The sequence below is a fragment of the Acinetobacter sp. CIP 64.7 genome (genome assembly GCF_000369745.1).
GTDB classification, from domain to species: domain Bacteria; phylum Pseudomonadota; class Gammaproteobacteria; order Pseudomonadales; family Moraxellaceae; genus Acinetobacter; species Acinetobacter fasciculus.
On record NZ_KB850183.1, the window covers coordinates 142,485 to 161,976 of the forward strand.

Here is a 19,492-nt window from a genome sequence, read left to right on the forward strand (position 1 = left end):
AAAAATAGCAAAATAAAAAAGGTGTTGACCTGCAACACCTGAATACGTCGCAATTTTAATACATCCCTAGCAGAGATGCACCTGTTTTGCTGGCTGTAAATGTAATCATTTTTTAGCCGCTGTTGAATCGCGTTTCAATAAAAAAACACAGCCCAGTGCCATGGCAGACAGGATCAAGTATTGGCGACGGCGGGATTTTTTCGGTTTATTCACTGGCTGCTGCTTTGACATAAACGGCTGCTCCATAGACATAGGTGGCTGCAATATTACGGTCATCGCCAAGCATGGTCAGTGCAAAAAATGCATCTTCAATATTTTTGGCTCTGCTCTGGCGTAACTGCTGTAAGGCAGTGGTATTGAGATCCAGCACCACAAAGTCGGCTTCCTTGCCAATATTAAAGTTCCCCAGGCGATCATCCAGACTCAAGGCTTTGGCACCGCCTAAAGTGGCATGATACAAGGCCTCAAAGGCAGAGAGTTTTTCGCCCTGCAACTGCTGCACCTTATAGGCTTCATTTAGGGTTTGCAGCTGATTAAATGATGTCCCTGCTCCAATGTCTGTGCCTAAGCCGACTTTGACCCCTTTGTCCCAGGTCTTTTTCAGGGGAAATAAGCCACTGCCCAGGAACAGGTTTGAGGTCGGACAGAAGGCAATGGCGGAGTCGGTCTGATGCATACAATCCCACTCTTCATCTTCTAGATGCACGCAATGTGCGAAGACGGATTTGCTGCCGGTTAAACCATAATGATGATAAACATCCAGATAACCTTCACGTTCAGGAAAGAGTTCTTTTACCCAGGCAATTTCATTCTTATTCTCACTTAAATGGGTATGCACATACACATCCGGATATTCGGCTTTGAGCTGCCCGGCTTTTTGTAATTGTTCAGGTGTTGAAGTTGGTGCAAAGCGTGGGGTAATCGCATACAGGTTCCGCCCCTGTCCATGCCACTTTTCAATCAGCGCTTTAGAGTCGGTATAAGCCGTTTCTGCTGTATCTGTTAGCGCTTCCGGTGCATGACGGTCCATCAGGACTTTACCCGCGATCAGACGCATATTGCGGGTGGTTGCCGCATTAAATAAAGCATCTACGGATTCAGGGTGAACGGTACAAAAGACCAGTGCAGTCGTGGTGCCATTTTTAAGCAATTCCTGCACAAAAAATTCGGCAATTTTTTCGCTATAGGATGCATCTCGGAACTGGATTTCAGTGGGAAAAGTATAGGTGTTGAGCCATTCCAGCAGTTGTTCACCATACGCCCCGATCATTTCCGTTTGCGGGAAATGAATATGGGTGTCGATAAACCCGGGAACAATCAGTTGATCTGGATAGTGCTGTAATTCAGCGTCGGTAGGAAGTCGTGACTGCCCTTCTTGCCAAGGACCAAACCACTGGATTTTACCCTCTTGAATGATGACTAAACCATCTTCTACATATCGCACTTGGTCGTGTATATCACGTGCTTGGGCAACTGTATTCTGAATGTCGAGGAAGCGACCACGGATCGCTGTCGTTGCAATTACAGAAGACATTTTAAACCTACGCTTTTTGATTTTTTCGATTGATTGTAGCTGAAAAAATTGCCATGTTTGTATGAACATTCATATTTAAATAGTGATCCAGATTCTTTTATGACCCCATCCAATGATCATGATCATGATCAATTTCAACAGATCGTGCGTGCGCAGCCGACCTTAATGCGCATCTTGCATCAGTTAGCACAATTGCACTCTGAAGCTTATGTCGCAGCGGGTGTGTTACGTCATGTGATCTGGGCGCATTTACATGACTGGGAATATGAAATGAATCATACTGAGGTCGATGTAATTTTCTATGACGAAAATAAGCAGGCTCGCGCTATAGAACAGCAACTTACAGATCAGTTAAAAGACTATTTTCCAGATATCTGTTGGGATGTGACCAATCAAGCCTTTGTACATGAGTGGTATCGTACCGATCAAAATGAAAGTATTGAGCCTTTAACTTCAATTAGTCATGCGCTGTCATTATGGCCAGAAACTGTCACGGCCTTGGCACTGCGCCTGAAAGATGATGAGTTGGAGTTGATTGCCCCTTTCGGTTTAGCAGATTTATTTGAGTTAAAGCTGCGTTGGAATCCGAATTTAGTCAGTTATGCCGTGTTCGAACAACGCATGCTGAGCAAACAGTTTTTGCAAAAATGGCCCAAATTATCCCTGATAGAACAATAAAAAAAAGCCTGCTGATGCAGGCTTTTTTGATGATTACTTTTTACAGGGTGGTTTCGTTATATTTCTTGCTATGACGAATCGACAAGATCGCGGTCACAGTCAGGACAATCACAATAAAGCTCAAAGAAATCCAGATCGGCATATGGAACACATCTAGCATCAGCATCTTAAAGCCGATAAAGACCAGAATGATCCCGAGGCCATAAGGCAGATAATGCATTTTTGAGGCTGCGCCCGAGAGCAGGAAGAACATTGCGCGCAGGCCTAAAATCGCCATCAGGTTTGCAGTGAGGACAATGAAGGGATCGGTGGTGACGGCAAAAATAGCCGGAATAGAATCGACGGCAAAGATGACATCAGAGGCTTCAACCAGGATCAGGACCAGGAACAACGGCGTTGCCCAGAGCAAACCATTTTGACGGACAAAGAATTTGTCGCCCTGAAGTTGCGGGGTAATACGCATATGTTTACGCAGCCATTTTAGAATCGCCATATCTTCAATATTGCTGTCTTCTTCATGCTGACCACGCAGGAATTTGAAGCCGGTATACACCAGGAACGCACCGAAGATATATAGAATCCAGGAGAATTCCTGCACGAACCACGCACCAATAAAAATAAAGATAGTTCTGAGCACAATCGCACCCAGTACGCCATATAACAGCAGCTTGCGTTGCAGTGCGGGTGGAATGGCGAAGGCCGCGAAGATCATCAGCCAGACAAAGACGTTATCAATCGCCAGGGATTTTTCCAGCAGATAACCGGCAAAGTATTCCATGACCTTAGCATTGGCAATTGCCGTGCCTGCGGTCTGCTCCAGATACAGCCATAAGCCGCCACCAAATAAAGTCGCGACACTGACCCAGGCAATACTCCAGTAGGCAGCAGTACGGACTTTAACTTCCTGACCATGCTGATGCTTAAAGCCGACAAAATCGATTATCAGCATGACTGCGACAATCGCGAAAAAGACGAGATACAGCCAGAGTGTACCAATGGTTTCCATGTGAATTCTCCACATCGGACAACTAGCCATAAAAAAACCTTGACCAGTTGCCAGATGAAAAACATCTATAACAACATGATCAAGGTCTTGCCTACATCTTACTGTTCCACTTTTTTATATAAAGTGTGACTTCAAGATGCTCAGATACCGACTTTTTGCAAAGTGTAATGACGATATTCTGACACGTTTAAAAATTGAAATTTCATTCTTAAACGCTTGGAGGAGGCTACTCCCCTTGTTCAAACTAAATTTTATTTGAGCGGTAGCTCAATGTGTAGCAAGCATGACAGATTTTTGCTAAGACTACAATTTCATTTACAAAAATCATGCTTCAAGGCGCTTTCTTACCTAAGAAATCCGGACGCTGAATCAGGTATAAGCTGATCAGAAAACCCAAGCTGGCCAGGATTGCTCCTACCCAGCCAATACTATGTAATCCGATATGTGCCGTTACCAGACCGCCGAGTAAGGCACCGCCACCAATCCCGACATTGTACAGACCTGAAAAAATTGCCATGGCGACATCGGTTGCATCAGAAGCCAGATTTAAGGTCTTGGCTTGTAGAGCCAGACTAAACCCAATAATGCTGATGCCCCAGATTAACGCCAAGCTATTAAGCTGAAATACACCCTGAGACAGTGGCAGCAATAACAGTAGCGAGATCCCTAGCCCGAGTGTAAATAGCGGAATGGTGAGTCGGGGGAAATGCGGTGCAAAACGGCCAAATACATAAGAGCCGATCAGGCCCGCACCACCATAAATCAGCAATAAGCTGGTGGTCTGCGCAGAGCTGAATTGCGCAATATTCAGCGTAAAGGGTTCAATATAACTATAGGCGGTAAATTGCGCACTAATCACAAGCACGGTAAGCGCAAAGACCAGCATCAGGCTGGGACGTTTCAGCAAGCTCTTTAAACTGCTGAGTGAACCTGAATTGACACTTGGTAATAAAGGTAAGGTTTTGGCCAGCAGTACGCAGACTACGCTCGCCACAACTACGATCAAGGCAAAACTATTGCGCCAGCCATAGGCCTCCCCGACCATCCGGCCAAAGGGAATTCCCAGAACCATCGCCATGGCGGTACCGGTAGCCAATAAGCCCAGTGCCTGAAACTCTTTGCCCTTTGGCGCAACCCGCACAGCAAGCGACGCCGTAATTGACCAGAACAGCGCATGCGCCACGGCAATACCAATCCGGCTCAGCACCAGAATGCTAAAGCTCCAGGCAAAATAGGACAGCACATGACTGAAAATAAACACCGCAAATAAAATCATCAGCAGAAAGCGCCGTTCAATATTTTTGGTCAGTAACATCATTGGCAAAGACAGCAGCGCCACGACCCAAGCATAAATTGTCAGCATCCACCCGACCTGGGTCGGTGACATGGCAAAACTGGTACCAATATCACTTAATAGCGCCACCGGGATAAATTCGGTGGTATTGAAAATAAAGGCAGCAGAGGCTAAAGCAATCACACAAACCCATTGACGCGTCACCGAAGAGGTGGAAGAAGAGCTGGACATAAACATCTGATAAAAGGAACCGGCTGGCAGTTTAAACCTGTTGAGCAAAATGCGGTATTGGCCAGAAGGACAGATTCACAATCCTTTAAAAGAAATCTAACAATAGAGCAGGGAAAAATATGTCAGTCTGGTTTAAAAACAAGGAGAGGATCGGCATGTTGATCGAGCATCAGCAACAGGACACTGGAGGTTTATGGTTCGTAGAGCCAAATGAAAAACGTCTGGCAGAAATGAGTTATTCAAGAGTAAATGAAGATCAATTAGTGATTGAACACACCTGGGTCGATGACAGTCTACGCGGCCAGCACGTCGGATATTATCTGGTCGAGGCCGCTGTGAATTTTGCCCGTGAACACGGCATCAGGATTATTCCAAAATGCCCTTTTGCCAAATCCGTGTTCGAGCGAGAGCCTCACTTTAATGATGTTTTATAATTTAAAAATGACAACAAAGGTTCAGATTCGTATGGAAATCAAATATCAAGATTCAAAACGCGGTGGTGTATTTTTTATGGAAGATCAAGGACGCCGCCTGGCGGAGATCACTTATCAATGGCGGGGCGATGCCGTTATAATTGCCGATCATACCTGGGTTGATGATTCCTTGCGTGGCCACGGTATTGCCCGAAAAATGCTGGATGCACTGGTCGATTTTGCCCGTGAGAAAAGTTTAACCATCATCCCGCAATGTTCCTATGTGGATGTCATGTTTAAACGTGACCGAAGTCTGGCCGATGTCGCAGCAACGGCTATTTAACTACCCAAGGGGATTTCCCGAAAGATAAATGCAGTTTTTCTTTCAAGGCAGGAATCAATATAACCTGTAACAGGGTATATAAACCGAAACCTGCCATCACGCCGGTCATCGCCCAGAAAATTTCTTCAAACTGTTGCAGCATCACTAAAATTGCCATGATCAGCAGGTAACTGGCATGAAAATAAATACGATGCCCAACAAATTTCAAGATCGTCCAGCTAATAAAAATTGAACTGATCAGCAGATTGGTTTGAGCGCTGAATTGCCAATTATTTAAAGTGATCATCAGGATAAAGCACACACATAACAAGGCGAGGGTTAAAATCAGATCTTTTAACATCAAGTGATCCTCATGTTCATGGTAGGTGTATGAAAATATTCGTTTAATCATTCAGGCACTATTGTTAAAAGTTTAATCCAGAAATGCAAACTGAAAACCATGTAAGCAAAAACGGATATTTGATTAAAAAATAGTCGACTTAATTTAAAATTATTGATTAAATTGTGTTTTTAATTCTTCCTTTTAGTGAGATGGCATGATCCTACAGCTTTGCTATGCCAGTGAACGCATAGAATCTGAACAAGAGTTGTTACAAGATTTGAGCGATATTTTGGCCACTGCCCGGAAGTTCAATCTTCAGCAGCAGATTCATGGGGTGTTGTATTATTCCCATGGCAAGTTTTTCCAGTGCCTTGAAGGTCAGCCTGAAGTAGTGGAAAGTTTATTTCAGAGCATTTGTCAGGATCCCCGCCATCACAATGTCCTACGTTTTGCAGATGCAATAGTAGAGCAGTCCCATTTCTCGGAATGGTCAATGAAATATGTGCATAAACACAGTGAAATTTCTTCTTTATTTTCACGTTTAGGTTTGAAGCAATTTGATCCGCATGCCTTACAGCAGTCAGGAATTGCCGAATTCCTCAAAGTACTGTATCGCCTGGAAGAAAATCAGGCCAGTCTGGCATCGCCAAAAGGCTATAAGCAGCGTGGTTATGTCCCCTATTTCTGATCTGAGGGGTAAATGCTGAAAATAAAAAAGTCCGCATAGCGGACTTTTTTGTCTGATGTGGATTAGCTCATGTCAATCATGACTTTTAAGGCCTTTTCATCGGAGGCATGTTTAAACACATCATAGGCTTTTTCAAAATCGGCAAATTTAAAATGATGGGTCGCCAGTTTTTCTAGGGGCAATTTGCCGGAACAGCAGGTTTTCAGCAACATCCCTGTGGTATTGGCATTCACCAGGCCGGTGGTGATGGTCAGGTTTTTAATCCAGAGTTTGTTCAGTTCAAAACTCACCGGTTTACCATGTACGCCGACGTTGGCAATATGCCCGCCCTCCTTCACGACATGCTGGCAAATATTCCAGGTAGGCTCCACCCCCACTGCTTCAATGGCACAGTCGACCCCGCGTCCATCGGTAATCTCTAGAATCTTTTGAATGGCATCTTCTTTGGCAGAGTTGATGATATGCGTCGCGCCGACAGTCTTGGCAAATTCCAGCCGATTATCATCCATATCCACCATAATAATATTGGCGGGTGAATAAAACTGTGCGGTGAGCAGACAACTCATGCCGATTGGCCCTGCCCCGACAATCGCGACATTGTCGCCTGGTTTGACATCGCCATATTGCACCCCAATTTCATGTGAAGTTGGCAGGATATCTGAGAGGAATACGGCCACATCTTGATTCAGGCCATCGGGTAAATGATAGAGTGAGGTATCGGCAAAGGGCGTGCGTACATATTCGGCATGGGTGCCATCAATCATATAACCCATGATCCAGCCGCCTTCATTGCGACAATGGGCATAGAGCTGTTTCTGGCAGTTTTCACAGGTTCCGCAGCGGCTGACACAGGAAATAATCACCCGGTCGCCCTTTTTAAAGTTTTGCACGGCGGAACCAACTTCTTCCACAATGCCAATACCTTCGTGACCTAAAATACGTCCCTTAAAGCTGCCCTCTTTACGCGTAGCCTCCTGCTCAATTTCCGGGTTTTTACCTTTCCAGATACCCAAGTCGGTACCGCAGATGGTAACTTTTTCCAGTTTAATGATGGCATCGCTGGGATGCAAAATGGTGGGAACTGGGCGGTCTTCAAAGCGGATATTATTTGCGCCGTAATAGACCATCGCTTTCATCGTTGTCATGACACATCTCCTAATGGAATGAGGAATGAGGAATGAGAATGACCTGACTCAGCGAGAATAATGAACGCCTCGATTGCTTTTATATAGTGACAGCGATGGGCTGATTTATGATCTGGCTTTCAGGCCTATAGATACCTGTGTTCTTCTCGATTGTGCCTTGAGTGATATGGCGCTGCAATGAGTCTTGTGTACAGATTGCAACAAAAGATCATCAGGGAGGGTTCAGAGATAAATCTGCTATTTGGGTCAATATTTAAATCATAGGATTGCAGGATCAGAACAACGGTTCACTTTTTCTCAATCAACGTTTTAATATGCTAAAAAAAGCCCGCTAGGCGGGCTTATTCACTTCACTTAAATCTATTTTATGCTTGTAAAACAGTAATCAGCTTCTGATGCAAACCGCCAAAACCGCCATTCGACATAATTACTACGGCATCGCCCTCGCCTGCTTCTGCCACCACAGTCTGAATGATGTCATCCAGTGTGCGTGCAACTTTGGCCTTGTTTGGCGCAGCCTCAATGACCGGTTGCAGATCCCAATCCAGTCCTTCCGGTTGATACCAGATCACTTCATCGGCCAGACGTGCAGAATGAGCCAAGCCATCTTTATGGCTGCCCATGCGCATGGTATTGGAGCGCGGTTCAATAATTGCCCAGAGTTTGCGTTCACCCAGACGTTTGCGCGCGCCTTCTAAGGTCGTATCAATCGCTGTCGGATGGTGCGCGAAATCATCATACACCTCGATACCACGGACTGTGCCTAACAGTTCCATACGGCGTTTCACACCACCAAAATTCGACAGCGCTTCACAGGCGGTTTCAATCGATACACCGACATGTTCAGCAGCGGCAATGGTGGCCAAGGCATTGGCCACCGAATGCTGCCCGGTCATATTCCACTGTACTTCGCCTTTGACTACGCCCTGTTGCAGGACTTTGAAATGTGAACCATCTGCTGACAATTGTTCTGCATAAAGTTCAGATTTTTCGTTGGCATCTAGACTGGTGCGCACTACAGGCGTCCAGCAGCCCTGCTCCAGCACTTCATCAATATTGCTTTCAGTAATCGGCGCGATAATCCGGCCTTCACTTGGAATAGTACGAACTAAATGATGAAACTGTTTTTGAATTGCGGCCAGATCATCAAAGATATCGGCATGGTCAAATTCCAGGTTATTTAAAATTGCGGTTTTTGGATGGTAATGCACGAACTTGGAACGCTTGTCGAAGAAAGCAGAATCGTATTCATCGGCTTCGACACAGAAATATTTCCCACCACCGAGACGCGCACTTTCCGAAAAGCCCAATGGCACACCGCCAATCAGAAAACCTGGCTCCAGACCGGCTTGATCCAGTACCCAAGCCAGCATCGTGGTGGTCGTGGTTTTACCATGTGTTCCGGCGACACCCAGCACGTGTTTACCTTGCAGAACATGATCAGCCAGGAACTGCGGACCTGAAATATAAGGCAGACCTGCATTCAGCATATATTCGACTGCATCAATACCACGCTTCATGGCATTGCCGACGATTACCAGATCCGGATGAGGCTGTAAATGACTGCGGTCATAACCCTGTATTAAAGTGATGCCCGCATTTTCAAGTTGGGTCGACATGGGTGGATACACATTCAGGTCTGAACCTGTTACCTGGTGGCCCAGATCGCGTGCAAGTAGCGCTAACGAGCCCATAAAGGTGCCACAAATACCCAAAATATGCAGATGCATCTACTTTACTCCGTTCCTGTCTGACCCATCACTTTATATTGGTGCTGTTGTCATGATTTATTCAATTTGCAAGCAACGATAGCAAGGCTTTAGCTGAAAAGATAGTGAAAATTCTGGCCTTGTTGTGGGATTTTTTAAATCCTGTTTCACGGATAAATTCAAAGAAAATTTCAAAGCGATGCAATATCTTTTCGCCAAATAAACCGTAAAATAAGTTCGACTTTTTTGCAGAGTGCATGCAAATGCTGCCGGCTTTATTTCTTCTGGTAATTGCCAACTGTTTTATGACCCTGGCCTGGTATGGGCATTTAAAATTTTTGCCGCATGATGCACCGCTCTGGCAAGCGATTTTGTTCAGCTGGGCCATTGCCCTGTTTGAATATAGCCTGATGATTCCAGCGACCAAATTACTGGCGCAGCAAGGCCTGGCAGTCGGTCAAATGAAAATCACCCAGGAAGTCGTGACCTTACTAGTCTTTGTTCCTTTTATGATTTTTATGTTTAAACAGCCCTTTAAACTGGATTATCTCTGGGCCGCTTTATGTCTGTGTGGATGTGTCTATTTTGTCTTCCGTACCCCTTAACTTGATCTAATGGCTCAGCTGAATCAGGGGGAAATGGCTTCTAAATTCATAAAGTAATTTCTGCCGATCCGGTTCAAATTCCAGTTTATTCAGGCAGCGTTGGATTAATTCAATCGCCATTATTTCTGCAGCCTGTTTTAGTTCAGGTTCGGGTACATTATGTTGAATCATCGCTAAACATTTCAATATTCTCTGATTGAGTTCAATACAACCCACACAATCTCGGGCCATTGGTGCAAAACTACTGTAAATCAAATCCCCGAGATCAAAGATATCCACACTGATATGCGGACAATCCCGCTCCGGTAAATCTTCAGCGGCCTTGCTGTCAATCAGGATTCGGGTTAAGGCATCAACGGCATTAATCGCTGATCCAACATCGTTCACTGCGGGAGACATCGCTTTCTGCCCCACTTCGCTCATCACCACCACACCAAAACGCGGGTCCTGTAAAAAGCTGCGATTGGTTTCAATGATTACATGATTCAAAATGGAGTTTCGGATCTCCTGCTGCTGTTCCGGGCTGAAAGCGCGGTCGCTATATACCTCTGCCAGTGCCGTCATCGGATCCAGAAATTTTCCGGGTAGCTGGGGAAGATGGATATGCAGCTGTTGGCTGACGGCCAGTTGCTCCAGTCCTTCACTATTAAAATTGGTGAAATAGCCGGTCTGGGTACTAAAAACATGAAAGGCAGCTGCTTGCTCTGGACGTTGTCCGGTGGCACCAAAATTCGGCTGATGTCGAAACTCCGCCAAGGCCGTAGAAGCAGCGACTTCAATTTTGTGAATGGTGGTGGTGAGGTTGCCCAGTTGCGACAGGGTGTGTACCCAGCGAATCAGGATATAAATCAGGTACATCAATACCAAAATGGTACTGATAAACAGTACAAATCTACCTGCAGGACCATAATAGCCAAGCCCGAGCGCAATCTTGGCAATTACAGCATAAATAAAAGCCGAGATAAAACTGCTGATAGCAAGGCGGGTATTGTCATCACTCATCATCAGCTGATAGGCACGTGGTGTCCCGCTGGATGAGGCAGACGCAAAGGCTGCGACCATAATCGACAGGGAAAAAGTGGTGACTGCCAGCATGCTGGAAGCAATAATATCTAGCAGGCTGCTCAGGGTTTCAATACTGATATTGGGAACAGTGCTGGTCGGGATGAAATAGCGACTGGCGATTGCAAACAGCGAGAAAAAGGTCGCAAAGAGGGCGCCAAGGGCCGGCATCAGCCATAAGTTTTCTGAGGGGTTCTGTAGCCAGATTTTTAGTTTGTACCACATAAAAATGCCCTGCCAATGTATAGGTTTTAGTATTAAGTTATTCATTGCAAAAAAGTTTTATCTTGATAGTTATACTTTTTTTAATGTGATGTATGTCCTATTTTTGTATTTTTAGCCGCAAAATTATCTTTTTATTTTCGACTATTTTCCAAACAGATAATTTTAATTCTTAATTGTTGAGCTGAACTTTAGACCAAATCAATTTCAGTCTATAATGAGTACTCCTATTCAAGCTTGGCTCTCTCGTCGAGATTTATCTTTTCTCACTTTAATCTCTGGAAAATTTGCAATGAATGCGGCTGCTGCACAAGATACTCCTCTCGTAGGTATTATCATGGGTTCTCAATCAGATTGGGCAACTCTCGAACACACTGCCAATATGCTCAAGCAGCTTGGTGTCCCATTTGAAGCCGAAGTTGTTTCTGCACATCGTACTCCAGACCGCCTGTTTGAATATGCTGAACAAGCGCGTGATCGTGGTATTCAGGTAATTATTGCTGGTGCAGGTGGCGCAGCGCATTTACCGGGGATGTGTGCGGCGAAAACTGATCTGCCAGTTTTGGGTGTACCTGTGAAATCTTCGATTTTAAACGGTGTTGATTCATTGCTGTCTATTGTGCAAATGCCAGCCGGTATTGCAGTCGGTACCTTGGCCATCGGTCCTGCCGGTGCAACCAATGCTGCCATTATGGCGGCGCAAATTCTGGGTTTGACGCGTCCAGAGATCGCAAAAAATGTTGCAGATTTCCGTGCAGCGCAAACAGATAAAGTCGCAAGTAACAATATTCCAGGCCAGGCTTAAGTCGAGATACAGATTATGGATAAAACCATCGGTATTTTTGGTGGCGGTCAGCTGGGTCGTATGATGGCGCAAGCGGCACTTCCATTAAATATTCAATGTACATTTTTTGAAGCCAGCACAGACTGTCCTTCTGCTGCTTTGGGTCCGGTGATTTCGAGCCAAGCTGAAAATGGTCTGCAAGACTTTATTAACAGTGCAGATGTATTTAGCCTTGAGTTTGAAAATACGCCACTTGCAGATGTTGATGTACTGACGCAAAGCAAGCAACTGCATCCGCCGCGTCAGGCTTTGGCGATTGCCCAGCATCGTCTGTCTGAAAAAGCCTTGTTTGATGAACTGGCTATTCCGGTTGCACCGTACAAAGCGGTCACTTCACTGGAAAGCTTACAGGCTGCTGTAGCTGAACTGGGCTTGCCGATCGTACTGAAAACTTCGCGTGGCGGTTATGATGGCAAAGGTCAATTTGTTTTACGTTCGGCCGATCAGATGGATCAGGCCTGGGCAGAATTGGGCCCTGCGGGTGAACTGATTGCTGAAAGTTTCGTGACTTTCTCGCGTGAAGTTTCAATCATTGCAGTACGCGGCCAAGATGGTGATGTTAAAACCTGGCCATTGGCGGAAAATCATCATCATAACGGCATTCTGTCGCACTCGATTGTGCCGGCACCGAACAGTGCAGATTTGCAGCCGGTGGCGCAAGATTACATCACTCGTCTGCTGAATCACTTGAACTATGTCGGTGTGCTGACCCTTGAGCTGTTTGTGACAGACAATGGCCTATATGCCAACGAGATGGCACCACGTGTGCATAACTCGGGTCACTGGTCGATTGAAGGTGCAGTATGTTCGCAGTTTGAAAACCATGTGCGTGCCGTGGCAGGTTTACCTTTAGGTTCAACTGAAGTGATCCGCCCAACTGTCTTGGTGAACATCATTGGTCAGCATCCGAAATCTGCAGATGTACTTGCTCTGGAAGGTGCACATTTGCATCTTTACAACAAGTCAGAGCGCGAAGGCCGCAAGATTGGTCACATTACCCTGATGCCAAATGACAGCGCGCAATTGTCTGTGCTTTGCCGCCAACTGGCGAAAATTTTACCGAATCCATTGGCATTGAGCGAAGATATGACCATCTAGGCTTTAACTTGCTGATAAAAAAAGCGATCACTTCGATGATCGCTTTTTTATTTGTCTGCTTTCAGGCATGATTGCGCCTCTTTAAAAATGCCTGCCATTGGTCGGATCAGTTTTTAAATCAATTGCTTATAAACTGATCAATTGAGTATAAATATACCAATTCAATAAAATCTTATTTACCGCTGAATTTTGTCATATTCATTTGTGGATAAGCCTAAAATCAAAGTTTGAATTTAAAACTGGAAAGTGGTTTTGAATTTAAATTCATAAAAACAAATTCAAATTTAAATCGGACTTTGAATTTAAACTTGCGCTTTTAAATTCAAAAAATATGAATTCAAATTTAAAACTGGATAAATAAATTCAAAGTTTTGAATTTAAAAATATTAGCCCATTATTCAAATGAATTTAAAAGAAAAACGAGTGTAATTAGAGCATGTTGATGATTGTGACTCACTTTTCCTGAAACAAGTTATCCCTATATTTTTTAAATTCAAAACTAATTTCAAATGTTTTGAATTTAAAAATCCTGCTGATTTGAATTTAAAGCAGGCTTGTGGATAACTCGTGTTTAAATTTAAAGATTACAAAATGAATTTAAAAGTGTAGGGATTATGAATTTAAATTTACGCATTGGCGCTTTAATTTTCATCATGAGCTGCTAAGGTAGAAACATAATTCAAAATCTAAATATTCAAGGGTCTTATGCAACGGCTTGCACTTTTTATTGGTTCTGTGGTCTTGGCTGCTTCACAGGCACAGGCTGAACTTATTATTAATGGTCAACGTGTCACGCCGACTGATTTGACCTCTATTTCAAATATCCCGAGTTATGCCTCCCAAAATAATTTTCAAAACTGTCTCGCCAATTTGCGCAGTCAAGCTGTTGCTAGAGGTGTAAGCGGCAGTACCTATGATCGTTATACCCAAAACTTAAGCCCTGATTATTCAGTGATTGAACGCCTGAATTACCAGCCTGAATTTTCTACCCCGATTTGGGATTATCTGTCTGGTTTGGTGGATGAAGAACGGGTTCAGCTCGGCCGGCAAAAATTACAGCAACATCGTGAGGTGCTCAATCGTGTTGCTGCCACCTATGGTGTACCTGCAGAAATGGTAGTTGCGGTATGGGGTGTTGAAAGTAATTTTGGTGATATTTCCGGGAAATATCCTTTATTACAGGCTTTAGGGACTTTGAGCTGTGAAGGCCGTCGCCAGAGTTATTTCCGTGGTGAGTTTTTTACTACCATGAAACTGTTACAGCGTGGCGATGTACGTGAAGAACATTTAAAGGGTTCCTGGGCAGGTGCATTTGGTCATACCCAGTTTATGCCATCGACTTATGATGAACTTGCAGTTGATTTTGATGGAGATGGCCGACGTGATCTGGTATCCAGCATTCCGGATGCACTGGCATCGACCGCCAATTTTTTAAGCAAGCGTGGCTGGCAGAGCGGACAACCTTGGGGATTTGAAGTCAAGATTCCGCAAGGCATGTCGGTTTCCGGTGAAGGCCGAAGAAATAAAAAATCCTTGAGTAGTTGGATCAATCAAGGGGTGGTGCGTGCCGACGGTTCGCCTTTAATTCAAGGAAATTTATCACAATCCTCTCAAGCCGGATTACTTGCGCCTGCGGGGCCGAATGGCCCGGTGTTCCTGGTCTTTAAAAACTTTGATGCCATTTATAGCTATAACGCGGCAGAAAGTTATGCCTTGGCGATTGCACATTTATCCGATCGCCTGCAAGGTAAAGGTAGTTTTACGGCCACATGGCCCACCGATGATCCGGGGACTTCACGTGCAGAGCGTCGTGAGATCCAGCAATTTTTATTGAGTCGAGGTTATGACATTGGTGCGGTGGATGGTTTGATTGGTGATAAAACCCGTCAGGCGATTCGTCAGGAACAGCAGCGTTTGGGCTTGAGTCCAACAGGTCGTGCTGGTCAGCAGATTCTGCGTGCTTTTAGAAATGAAAATGCCAAACGCATGATGCAATAAAAATATTGAAAACGAAAAAAGGTCTGCATTTATGTAGGCCTTTTTTAATGACTGTTTTTGAGTAGCTATATAGTCATGCAAGACAATAGTAATTCGCTGAATTTAAACAGCAGTAATGGTGCCGAGGACGCGATAGCCAGCGGCACCAGTGACTGCAGGCAAGTTACCATTTAGCTGATTCATAAAACGCATGGCCAGCCAGGCAAAGGCAGTAGCTTCTACCCAAGTCGGACTGAGGCCCAGATCGGCGGTAGTCTGTACGCTCCATTCATGTTTGCGCAGGCGCCAGCGCAACTGCTCCAGTAAATGTGAGTTATAGGCACCGCCACCGCAAACAAAAACCTGTCCGGTATCCATGCCAGAGCGGTAAATGGCTTTTTTAATGGCACGGGTAGTGAGCTTTAATAAAGTCGCCTGTACATTTTCCGGAGTATCTTCCAGTTCATCGTATTGCAGGTCATTGCGCCAGTCAGCAATCTGTTCATCCAGCCATTCCAGGTTGAAATCTTCACGACCGGTACTTTTTGGAGGTTCTTTGGAGAAGAATTCGTGTGACTGCAAGCGATCAAGCAAACTGCGAATCGGGGTGCCATAGGCTGCCCAGTTACCATTTTCATCAAAAGGCTGACCGGTATAACGGGAACACCAAGCATCCATCAGGATATTGGCCGGTCCGGTATCAAAACCATACACCTCTTCAGGCTTGCCGGCAGGCAGCAGGCTGACATTCGCTATACCGCCCAGATTTAAAATTACCCGGTGAATGCTGTTATGCTGGAAAATATCCTGATGAAATGCTGGAACTAAAGGTGCTCCCTGACCACCTGCCGCCAGATCACGACGACGGAAATCTGAAATCACCGGAATCTGGGTAATTTCAGTAATGATGTTCGGGTCGCCAATTTGCAGGGTGAAGCCATGTTCAGGACGATGCCGGATAGTCTGGCCATGCGAGCCAATCGCCTTAATTCTGGATTTATCCAGGTTATTTTTTTCAATCAACGTATTAATACCATGACCAATCATTTGTGCCAGTGCAACATCAGCCTTGCCCATGCGGTCAATTTCATTGTCATCCGGCAAGGTCAGTGCCATCAGCTCATCCCGAAGGTCAGGATCAAATGCCAAAGTGAGTGTGGCATGAAGCTGGAGTGGATCAAAAGAAGCAGCAACAATATCGACACCATCCATGCTCGTGCCGGTCATTACCCCAATATAGATCGCTGTCATGGTTATTCTTAAGCCTGCAATATGCTGAAAAAGTGTTAGTATATCGCACAAATTGAGTAACTGATGTATTGGATTTTGTGATGTCAAATTTCCTGCCGGCTGAAGAACAACTTGCCCTCATTCAACGAGGCACCCACGAAATTATTTCTGAAGAAGACCTTCTCAAGAAATTAAAATTGAATCGTCCATTAAAAATTAAAGCGGGTTTTGACCCGACTGCACCTGATTTGCACTTGGGCCACACAGTTCTTATTAATAAGTTAAAAGTATTCCAAGACTTGGGTCATGAAGTGTTGTTCCTAATTGGTGACTATACTGCGATGATCGGTGACCCAACCGGAAAAAGTGCTACACGTCCGCCATTGTCACGTGAACAGGTTTTAGAGAACGCTAAAACATATCAAGAACAAGTATTTAAAATCCTTGATCCAAACAAAACCAAAGTGGTGTTTAACTCGGAGTGGTTTGCACAAAAAACTGCGGCTGATTTAATTCAATTGGCATCACAGCAAACGGTTGCACGTATGCTTGAGCGTGATGACTTCACCAAGCGTTATAACAATCAACAACCGATCGCGATTCATGAATTTTTGTACCCATTGGTACAAGGCTATGACTCTGTTGCGTTGGAAGCAGATGTTGAATTGGGTGGTACAGACCAAACCTTTAACTTGTTGATGGGTCGTACCTTACAAGGTCGCTATAACCAAGAAGCTCAAGTCTGTATCACAGTGCCAATCCTTGAAGGTTTAGATGGCGTCAACAAGATGTCTAAATCTTTAGGTAACTATATTGGTGTATTTGATGCACCGGGCGCGATGTACCAGAAAGTGCTCTCAATGCCGGATGCATTGATTGAGCGTTATTTTGATCTGCTGAGCTTCAAAACCATTGAAGAAATTCAGCAACTATTAAAAGAAGTGGCAGAAGGCCGTAACCCACAAGAAGTGAAAAAAATTCTTGCGCTGGAGCTGGTTGAGCGTTTCCATGGTGCTGAAGCGGCTGCCAATGCGCATAAAGGCGCGGGCAATATCATTACTGAAGGTGAATTACCCGAAGGTACGCCAGAAGTGACTATTTCACGTGGCGAGTTTGGTGGTGAAATCTTTATTACCTCGATTTTACGTGAAGCAGGTTTAACCAAAAATGCAGCCCAGGCTAAGGATGCATTAGGCCGTGGTGCAGTGAAAGTGGATTGGCAGACGGTAGATACGACGTATTCTGTGAAAGAGAACGTGACTTTGATTGTTCAGGCCAGCAAAAAAGCAATTGCTAAAGTCACTTTTGTTGACTAAAAAGCGGATAAGTTATTGAAATAAAAGCAGGCTTCGGTCTGCTTTTTTTATTGATGTCCTATATTTAAAAATCAAATAAGTAAAGTCAAAAAAAACCCTATGAAAACAAGAGTTAATTTTTCCCAAATCACTTGCTTTTCATCTTTATTATGTATAGGATTTATTCATCTAGAGAATTCGTTTAGAGCATCTAGAGGGTAGTAAAAATAATAGTACTCCACAACTGAGAAAGTCTCTTTTCCAAGAGGCTCTTTTTAAAAGCTTTAAAGCGAATAACTATAATAATGACATAATGGATCGGGTAAAGATTCAATTGTAAGGAGGAGATTTTGGGAGAGATCTCTTCCTTTTTTATTTATTCTGATTGCGTAATCAAGATATAAATCTGCATGCCTACTCTTGTCGTTGAGCAACTAAACTTAAAATTAACTAGCAAATTGGGCTTAGGTGAATGACCTCTAAGAATGAGTTCATTTCAATTGACTGTGAAAAAAGAGCAAAACATAAAAAATTAAAGCAGAGGTGATTGAATGTATCGCTTTCCAACAGAAAATATTTTTGATGAACAAATTGATTGCATATTACGGTTCTTATTTGAATACCAGCCAGTCGAACAAAAACAGCAACTCTATGGATCTGTCTATACTTTATTTATGCAGCTTGATCTGGCCGCGCATTACTTTCTATTTTCCCTGATTGAAGAGCAGTTACCGCGACGCGCGAAATTATTCTTTATTGCCGAGGATTATCAGGGTAAGAAAGACATGATTGTAGAGGTCATGCAACATTGGCGTGGACAGCAACAGCAGGAAAAAGTCGCTTAATGCAAAATAACAGACTTTATCTTCTATATATAAGTGATCTACGCATGGTTTTGGGATTCGAAAACTAAAAATGAATACTTCTTTTATATAGCAGCCCAAGAATAGGCTTTTATAAAAGCTTTTTACGTAAAAAATAACTCACAAATTAAGGAGTCTAGGATTTAGATCGGCTTACTGAGCGAGATAGATTAATTTTGGTTTTCTTTTGACGTGCTAATTTAAATAAAAGACAAGATTTCAATGTTAAAAGGCTAAAAATACTATTTTAACGATTATTGTGATAGCTTTTAGGTCTAAATGAATTTTCAGTTATAAAAATAAAATGACGTGTTTAGTGCATTTATTAAATAAAAACGCTTAAAAATTAGATAAAAAAGCGATTTTTTAGCAATTTTTGTAGAAAAAAAAGACATACGTGAAAAATATAGTGAATTGGGGGTTGCAATGATTCTAAAATCCTCTAGAATGCACCCATACCGACGAGATAGACGGAAACGAACGAAGCAGAATGGCGGAGTTGTTGAGTTTATCGAAGTCCAGCTTCTAGCACTGACGAGGTGTTAGAAAGATCATTAAGAGATTATGAAGAACAACTTGTGTGGATTTTTACTGGTTGATTGATCGAAATTATTTTCATTGATTGATGGTAGAAATTACTCGAAGTTTATTTGAGAAATATTTGTCAGAAAATTGATGAGCCAAGATTGGTAGCCTTTAAGCTACTACTGATTTTAAACTGAAGAGTTTGATCATGGCTCAGATTGAACGCTGGCGGCAGGCTTAACACATGCAAGTCGAGCGGGGAAAGGTAGCTTGCTACTTTACCTAGCGGCGGACGGGTGAGTAATGCTTAGGAATCTGCCTATTAGTGGGGGACAACATCTCGAAAGGGATGCTAATACCGCATACGTCCTACGGGAGAAAGCAGGGGACCTTCGGGCCTTGCGCTAA

At 43.9% G+C, this 19,492-nt stretch carries 19 protein-coding genes and 1 rRNA gene (1 of these 20 running past the window's edge); 11 read left to right on the plus strand and 9 right to left on the minus strand.

The features are described from left to right. Positions 1 to 105: 105 nt before the first annotated feature. Complete coding sequence (locus tag F890_RS19280) at positions 106 to 231, minus strand: hypothetical protein (protein WP_004647134.1); 126 nt, start codon at positions 229 to 231, stop codon at positions 106 to 108. Then, positions 206 to 1,534 carry a guanine deaminase gene (gene guaD, locus F890_RS17405; protein ID WP_004728993.1) on the minus strand — a complete coding sequence of 443 codons (1,329 nt, stop codon included), beginning with the start codon at positions 1,532 to 1,534 and terminating at the stop codon, positions 206 to 208. Before guaD ends, F890_RS19280 begins: the two co-directional genes overlap by 26 nt. A 99-nt stretch (positions 1,535 to 1,633) precedes the next feature. On the opposite strand from guaD, the gene F890_RS17410 reads away from it, so the two are divergent. Next, positions 1,634 to 2,212: a nucleotidyltransferase family protein gene (locus F890_RS17410; RefSeq protein WP_005268234.1), complete on the plus strand. Its 579-nt coding sequence runs from the start codon at positions 1,634 to 1,636 to the stop codon at positions 2,210 to 2,212. A 40-nt stretch (positions 2,213 to 2,252) separates the two neighbouring features. Here F890_RS17410 and F890_RS17415 read toward each other — a convergent pair whose 3' ends face one another. Further along, entirely contained in the window at positions 2,253 to 3,218 is a 966-nt protein-coding gene (locus tag F890_RS17415; RefSeq protein ID WP_004728997.1) for a TerC family protein, read from the minus strand. A 331-nt stretch (positions 3,219 to 3,549) separates the two neighbouring features. After that, positions 3,550 to 4,743, minus strand: a complete 1,194-nt coding sequence (locus F890_RS17420) for a sugar transporter (RefSeq protein WP_026056557.1) — start codon at positions 4,741 to 4,743, stop codon at positions 3,550 to 3,552. Between the two features lie 155 nt (positions 4,744 to 4,898). Here F890_RS17420 and F890_RS17425 point away from each other — a divergent pair, with 155 nt between their 5' ends. Both F890_RS17425 and F890_RS17430 read left to right on the plus strand, forming a co-directional pair. Then, complete coding sequence (locus F890_RS17425) at positions 4,899 to 5,177, plus strand: GNAT family N-acetyltransferase (protein ID WP_004729002.1); 279 nt, start codon at positions 4,899 to 4,901, stop codon at positions 5,175 to 5,177. A 31-nt stretch (positions 5,178 to 5,208) separates the two neighbouring features. Next, entirely contained in the window at positions 5,209 to 5,499 is a 291-nt protein-coding gene (locus F890_RS17430; protein ID WP_026056558.1) for a GNAT family N-acetyltransferase, read from the plus strand. Here the strand turns inward: F890_RS17430 and F890_RS17435 are convergent. Then, positions 5,492 to 5,839: a hypothetical protein gene (locus F890_RS17435; RefSeq protein ID WP_005245563.1), complete on the minus strand. Its 348-nt coding sequence runs from the start codon at positions 5,837 to 5,839 to the stop codon at positions 5,492 to 5,494. The genes F890_RS17430 and F890_RS17435 overlap by 8 nt on opposite strands. A 196-nt stretch (positions 5,840 to 6,035) precedes the next feature. Between F890_RS17435 and F890_RS17440 the strand changes: the two genes are divergently transcribed. Then, the gene (locus F890_RS17440; RefSeq protein WP_004729009.1) at positions 6,036 to 6,509 is read left to right on the plus strand and encodes a BLUF domain-containing protein; all 474 of its coding nucleotides are present in this window, start codon (positions 6,036 to 6,038) and stop codon (positions 6,507 to 6,509) included. A gap of 62 nt (positions 6,510 to 6,571) precedes the next feature. On the opposite strand, the gene F890_RS17445 is transcribed toward F890_RS17440, so the two are convergent. Both F890_RS17445 and mpl read right to left on the minus strand, forming a co-directional pair. Next, positions 6,572 to 7,654 (minus strand): zinc-dependent alcohol dehydrogenase family protein, encoded by a 1,083-nt coding sequence (locus F890_RS17445; RefSeq protein ID WP_004729011.1) that lies wholly within the window; start codon positions 7,652 to 7,654, stop codon positions 6,572 to 6,574. A 365-nt stretch (positions 7,655 to 8,019) separates the two neighbouring features. Next, entirely contained in the window at positions 8,020 to 9,384 is a 1,365-nt protein-coding gene (mpl, locus tag F890_RS17450) for a UDP-N-acetylmuramate:L-alanyl-gamma-D-glutamyl-meso-diaminopimelate ligase (RefSeq protein WP_004729013.1), read from the minus strand. Between the two features lie 242 nt (positions 9,385 to 9,626). On the opposite strand from mpl, the gene F890_RS17455 reads away from it, so the two are divergent. Then, positions 9,627 to 9,968, plus strand: coding sequence for a DMT family protein (locus tag F890_RS17455; RefSeq protein WP_004729014.1), 342 nt, complete (start codon positions 9,627 to 9,629; stop codon positions 9,966 to 9,968). A gap of 6 nt (positions 9,969 to 9,974) precedes the next feature. Here the strand turns inward: F890_RS17455 and F890_RS17460 are convergent, their stop codons facing one another. Further along, on the minus strand, positions 9,975 to 11,255 hold the full coding sequence (locus F890_RS17460) for a DUF2254 domain-containing protein (RefSeq protein WP_004729015.1): 1,281 nt from the start codon (positions 11,253 to 11,255) through the stop codon (positions 9,975 to 9,977). 289 nt (positions 11,256 to 11,544) lie between these two features. Here F890_RS17460 and purE point away from each other — a divergent pair, with 289 nt between their 5' ends. From purE to F890_RS17475, 3 genes are all read left to right on the plus strand, one after another. Next, positions 11,545 to 12,057: a 5-(carboxyamino)imidazole ribonucleotide mutase gene (purE, locus tag F890_RS17465; protein WP_004647147.1), complete on the plus strand. Its 513-nt coding sequence runs from the start codon at positions 11,545 to 11,547 to the stop codon at positions 12,055 to 12,057. 15 nt (positions 12,058 to 12,072) lie between these two features. Continuing rightward, positions 12,073 to 13,194 carry a 5-(carboxyamino)imidazole ribonucleotide synthase gene (locus tag F890_RS17470; protein WP_004729017.1) on the plus strand — a complete coding sequence of 374 codons (1,122 nt, stop codon included), beginning with the start codon at positions 12,073 to 12,075 and terminating at the stop codon, positions 13,192 to 13,194. Between the two features lie 705 nt (positions 13,195 to 13,899). Then, positions 13,900 to 15,192 carry a lytic murein transglycosylase gene (locus F890_RS17475; protein ID WP_004729018.1) on the plus strand — a complete coding sequence of 431 codons (1,293 nt, stop codon included), beginning with the start codon at positions 13,900 to 13,902 and terminating at the stop codon, positions 15,190 to 15,192. 102 nt (positions 15,193 to 15,294) lie between these two features. On the opposite strand, the gene F890_RS17480 is transcribed toward F890_RS17475, so the two are convergent. Further along, positions 15,295 to 16,422, minus strand: a complete 1,128-nt coding sequence (locus F890_RS17480; RefSeq protein WP_004729019.1) for an anhydro-N-acetylmuramic acid kinase — start codon at positions 16,420 to 16,422, stop codon at positions 15,295 to 15,297. Positions 16,423 to 16,502: 80 nt separating this feature from the next. Here F890_RS17480 and tyrS point away from each other — a divergent pair, with 80 nt between their 5' ends. The 3 genes from tyrS to F890_RS17495 form a co-directional block, all read left to right on the plus strand. Next, entirely contained in the window at positions 16,503 to 17,717 is a 1,215-nt protein-coding gene (gene tyrS / locus F890_RS17485; RefSeq protein ID WP_004647151.1) for a tyrosine--tRNA ligase, read from the plus strand. Between the two features lie 530 nt (positions 17,718 to 18,247). Beyond that, the gene (locus tag F890_RS17490) at positions 18,248 to 18,541 is read left to right on the plus strand and encodes a hypothetical protein (RefSeq protein WP_004647152.1); all 294 of its coding nucleotides are present in this window, start codon (positions 18,248 to 18,250) and stop codon (positions 18,539 to 18,541) included. Between the two features lie 733 nt (positions 18,542 to 19,274). Continuing rightward, positions 19,275 to 19,492 (plus strand): 16S ribosomal RNA (locus tag F890_RS17495); it runs 1,320 nt beyond the window's last position.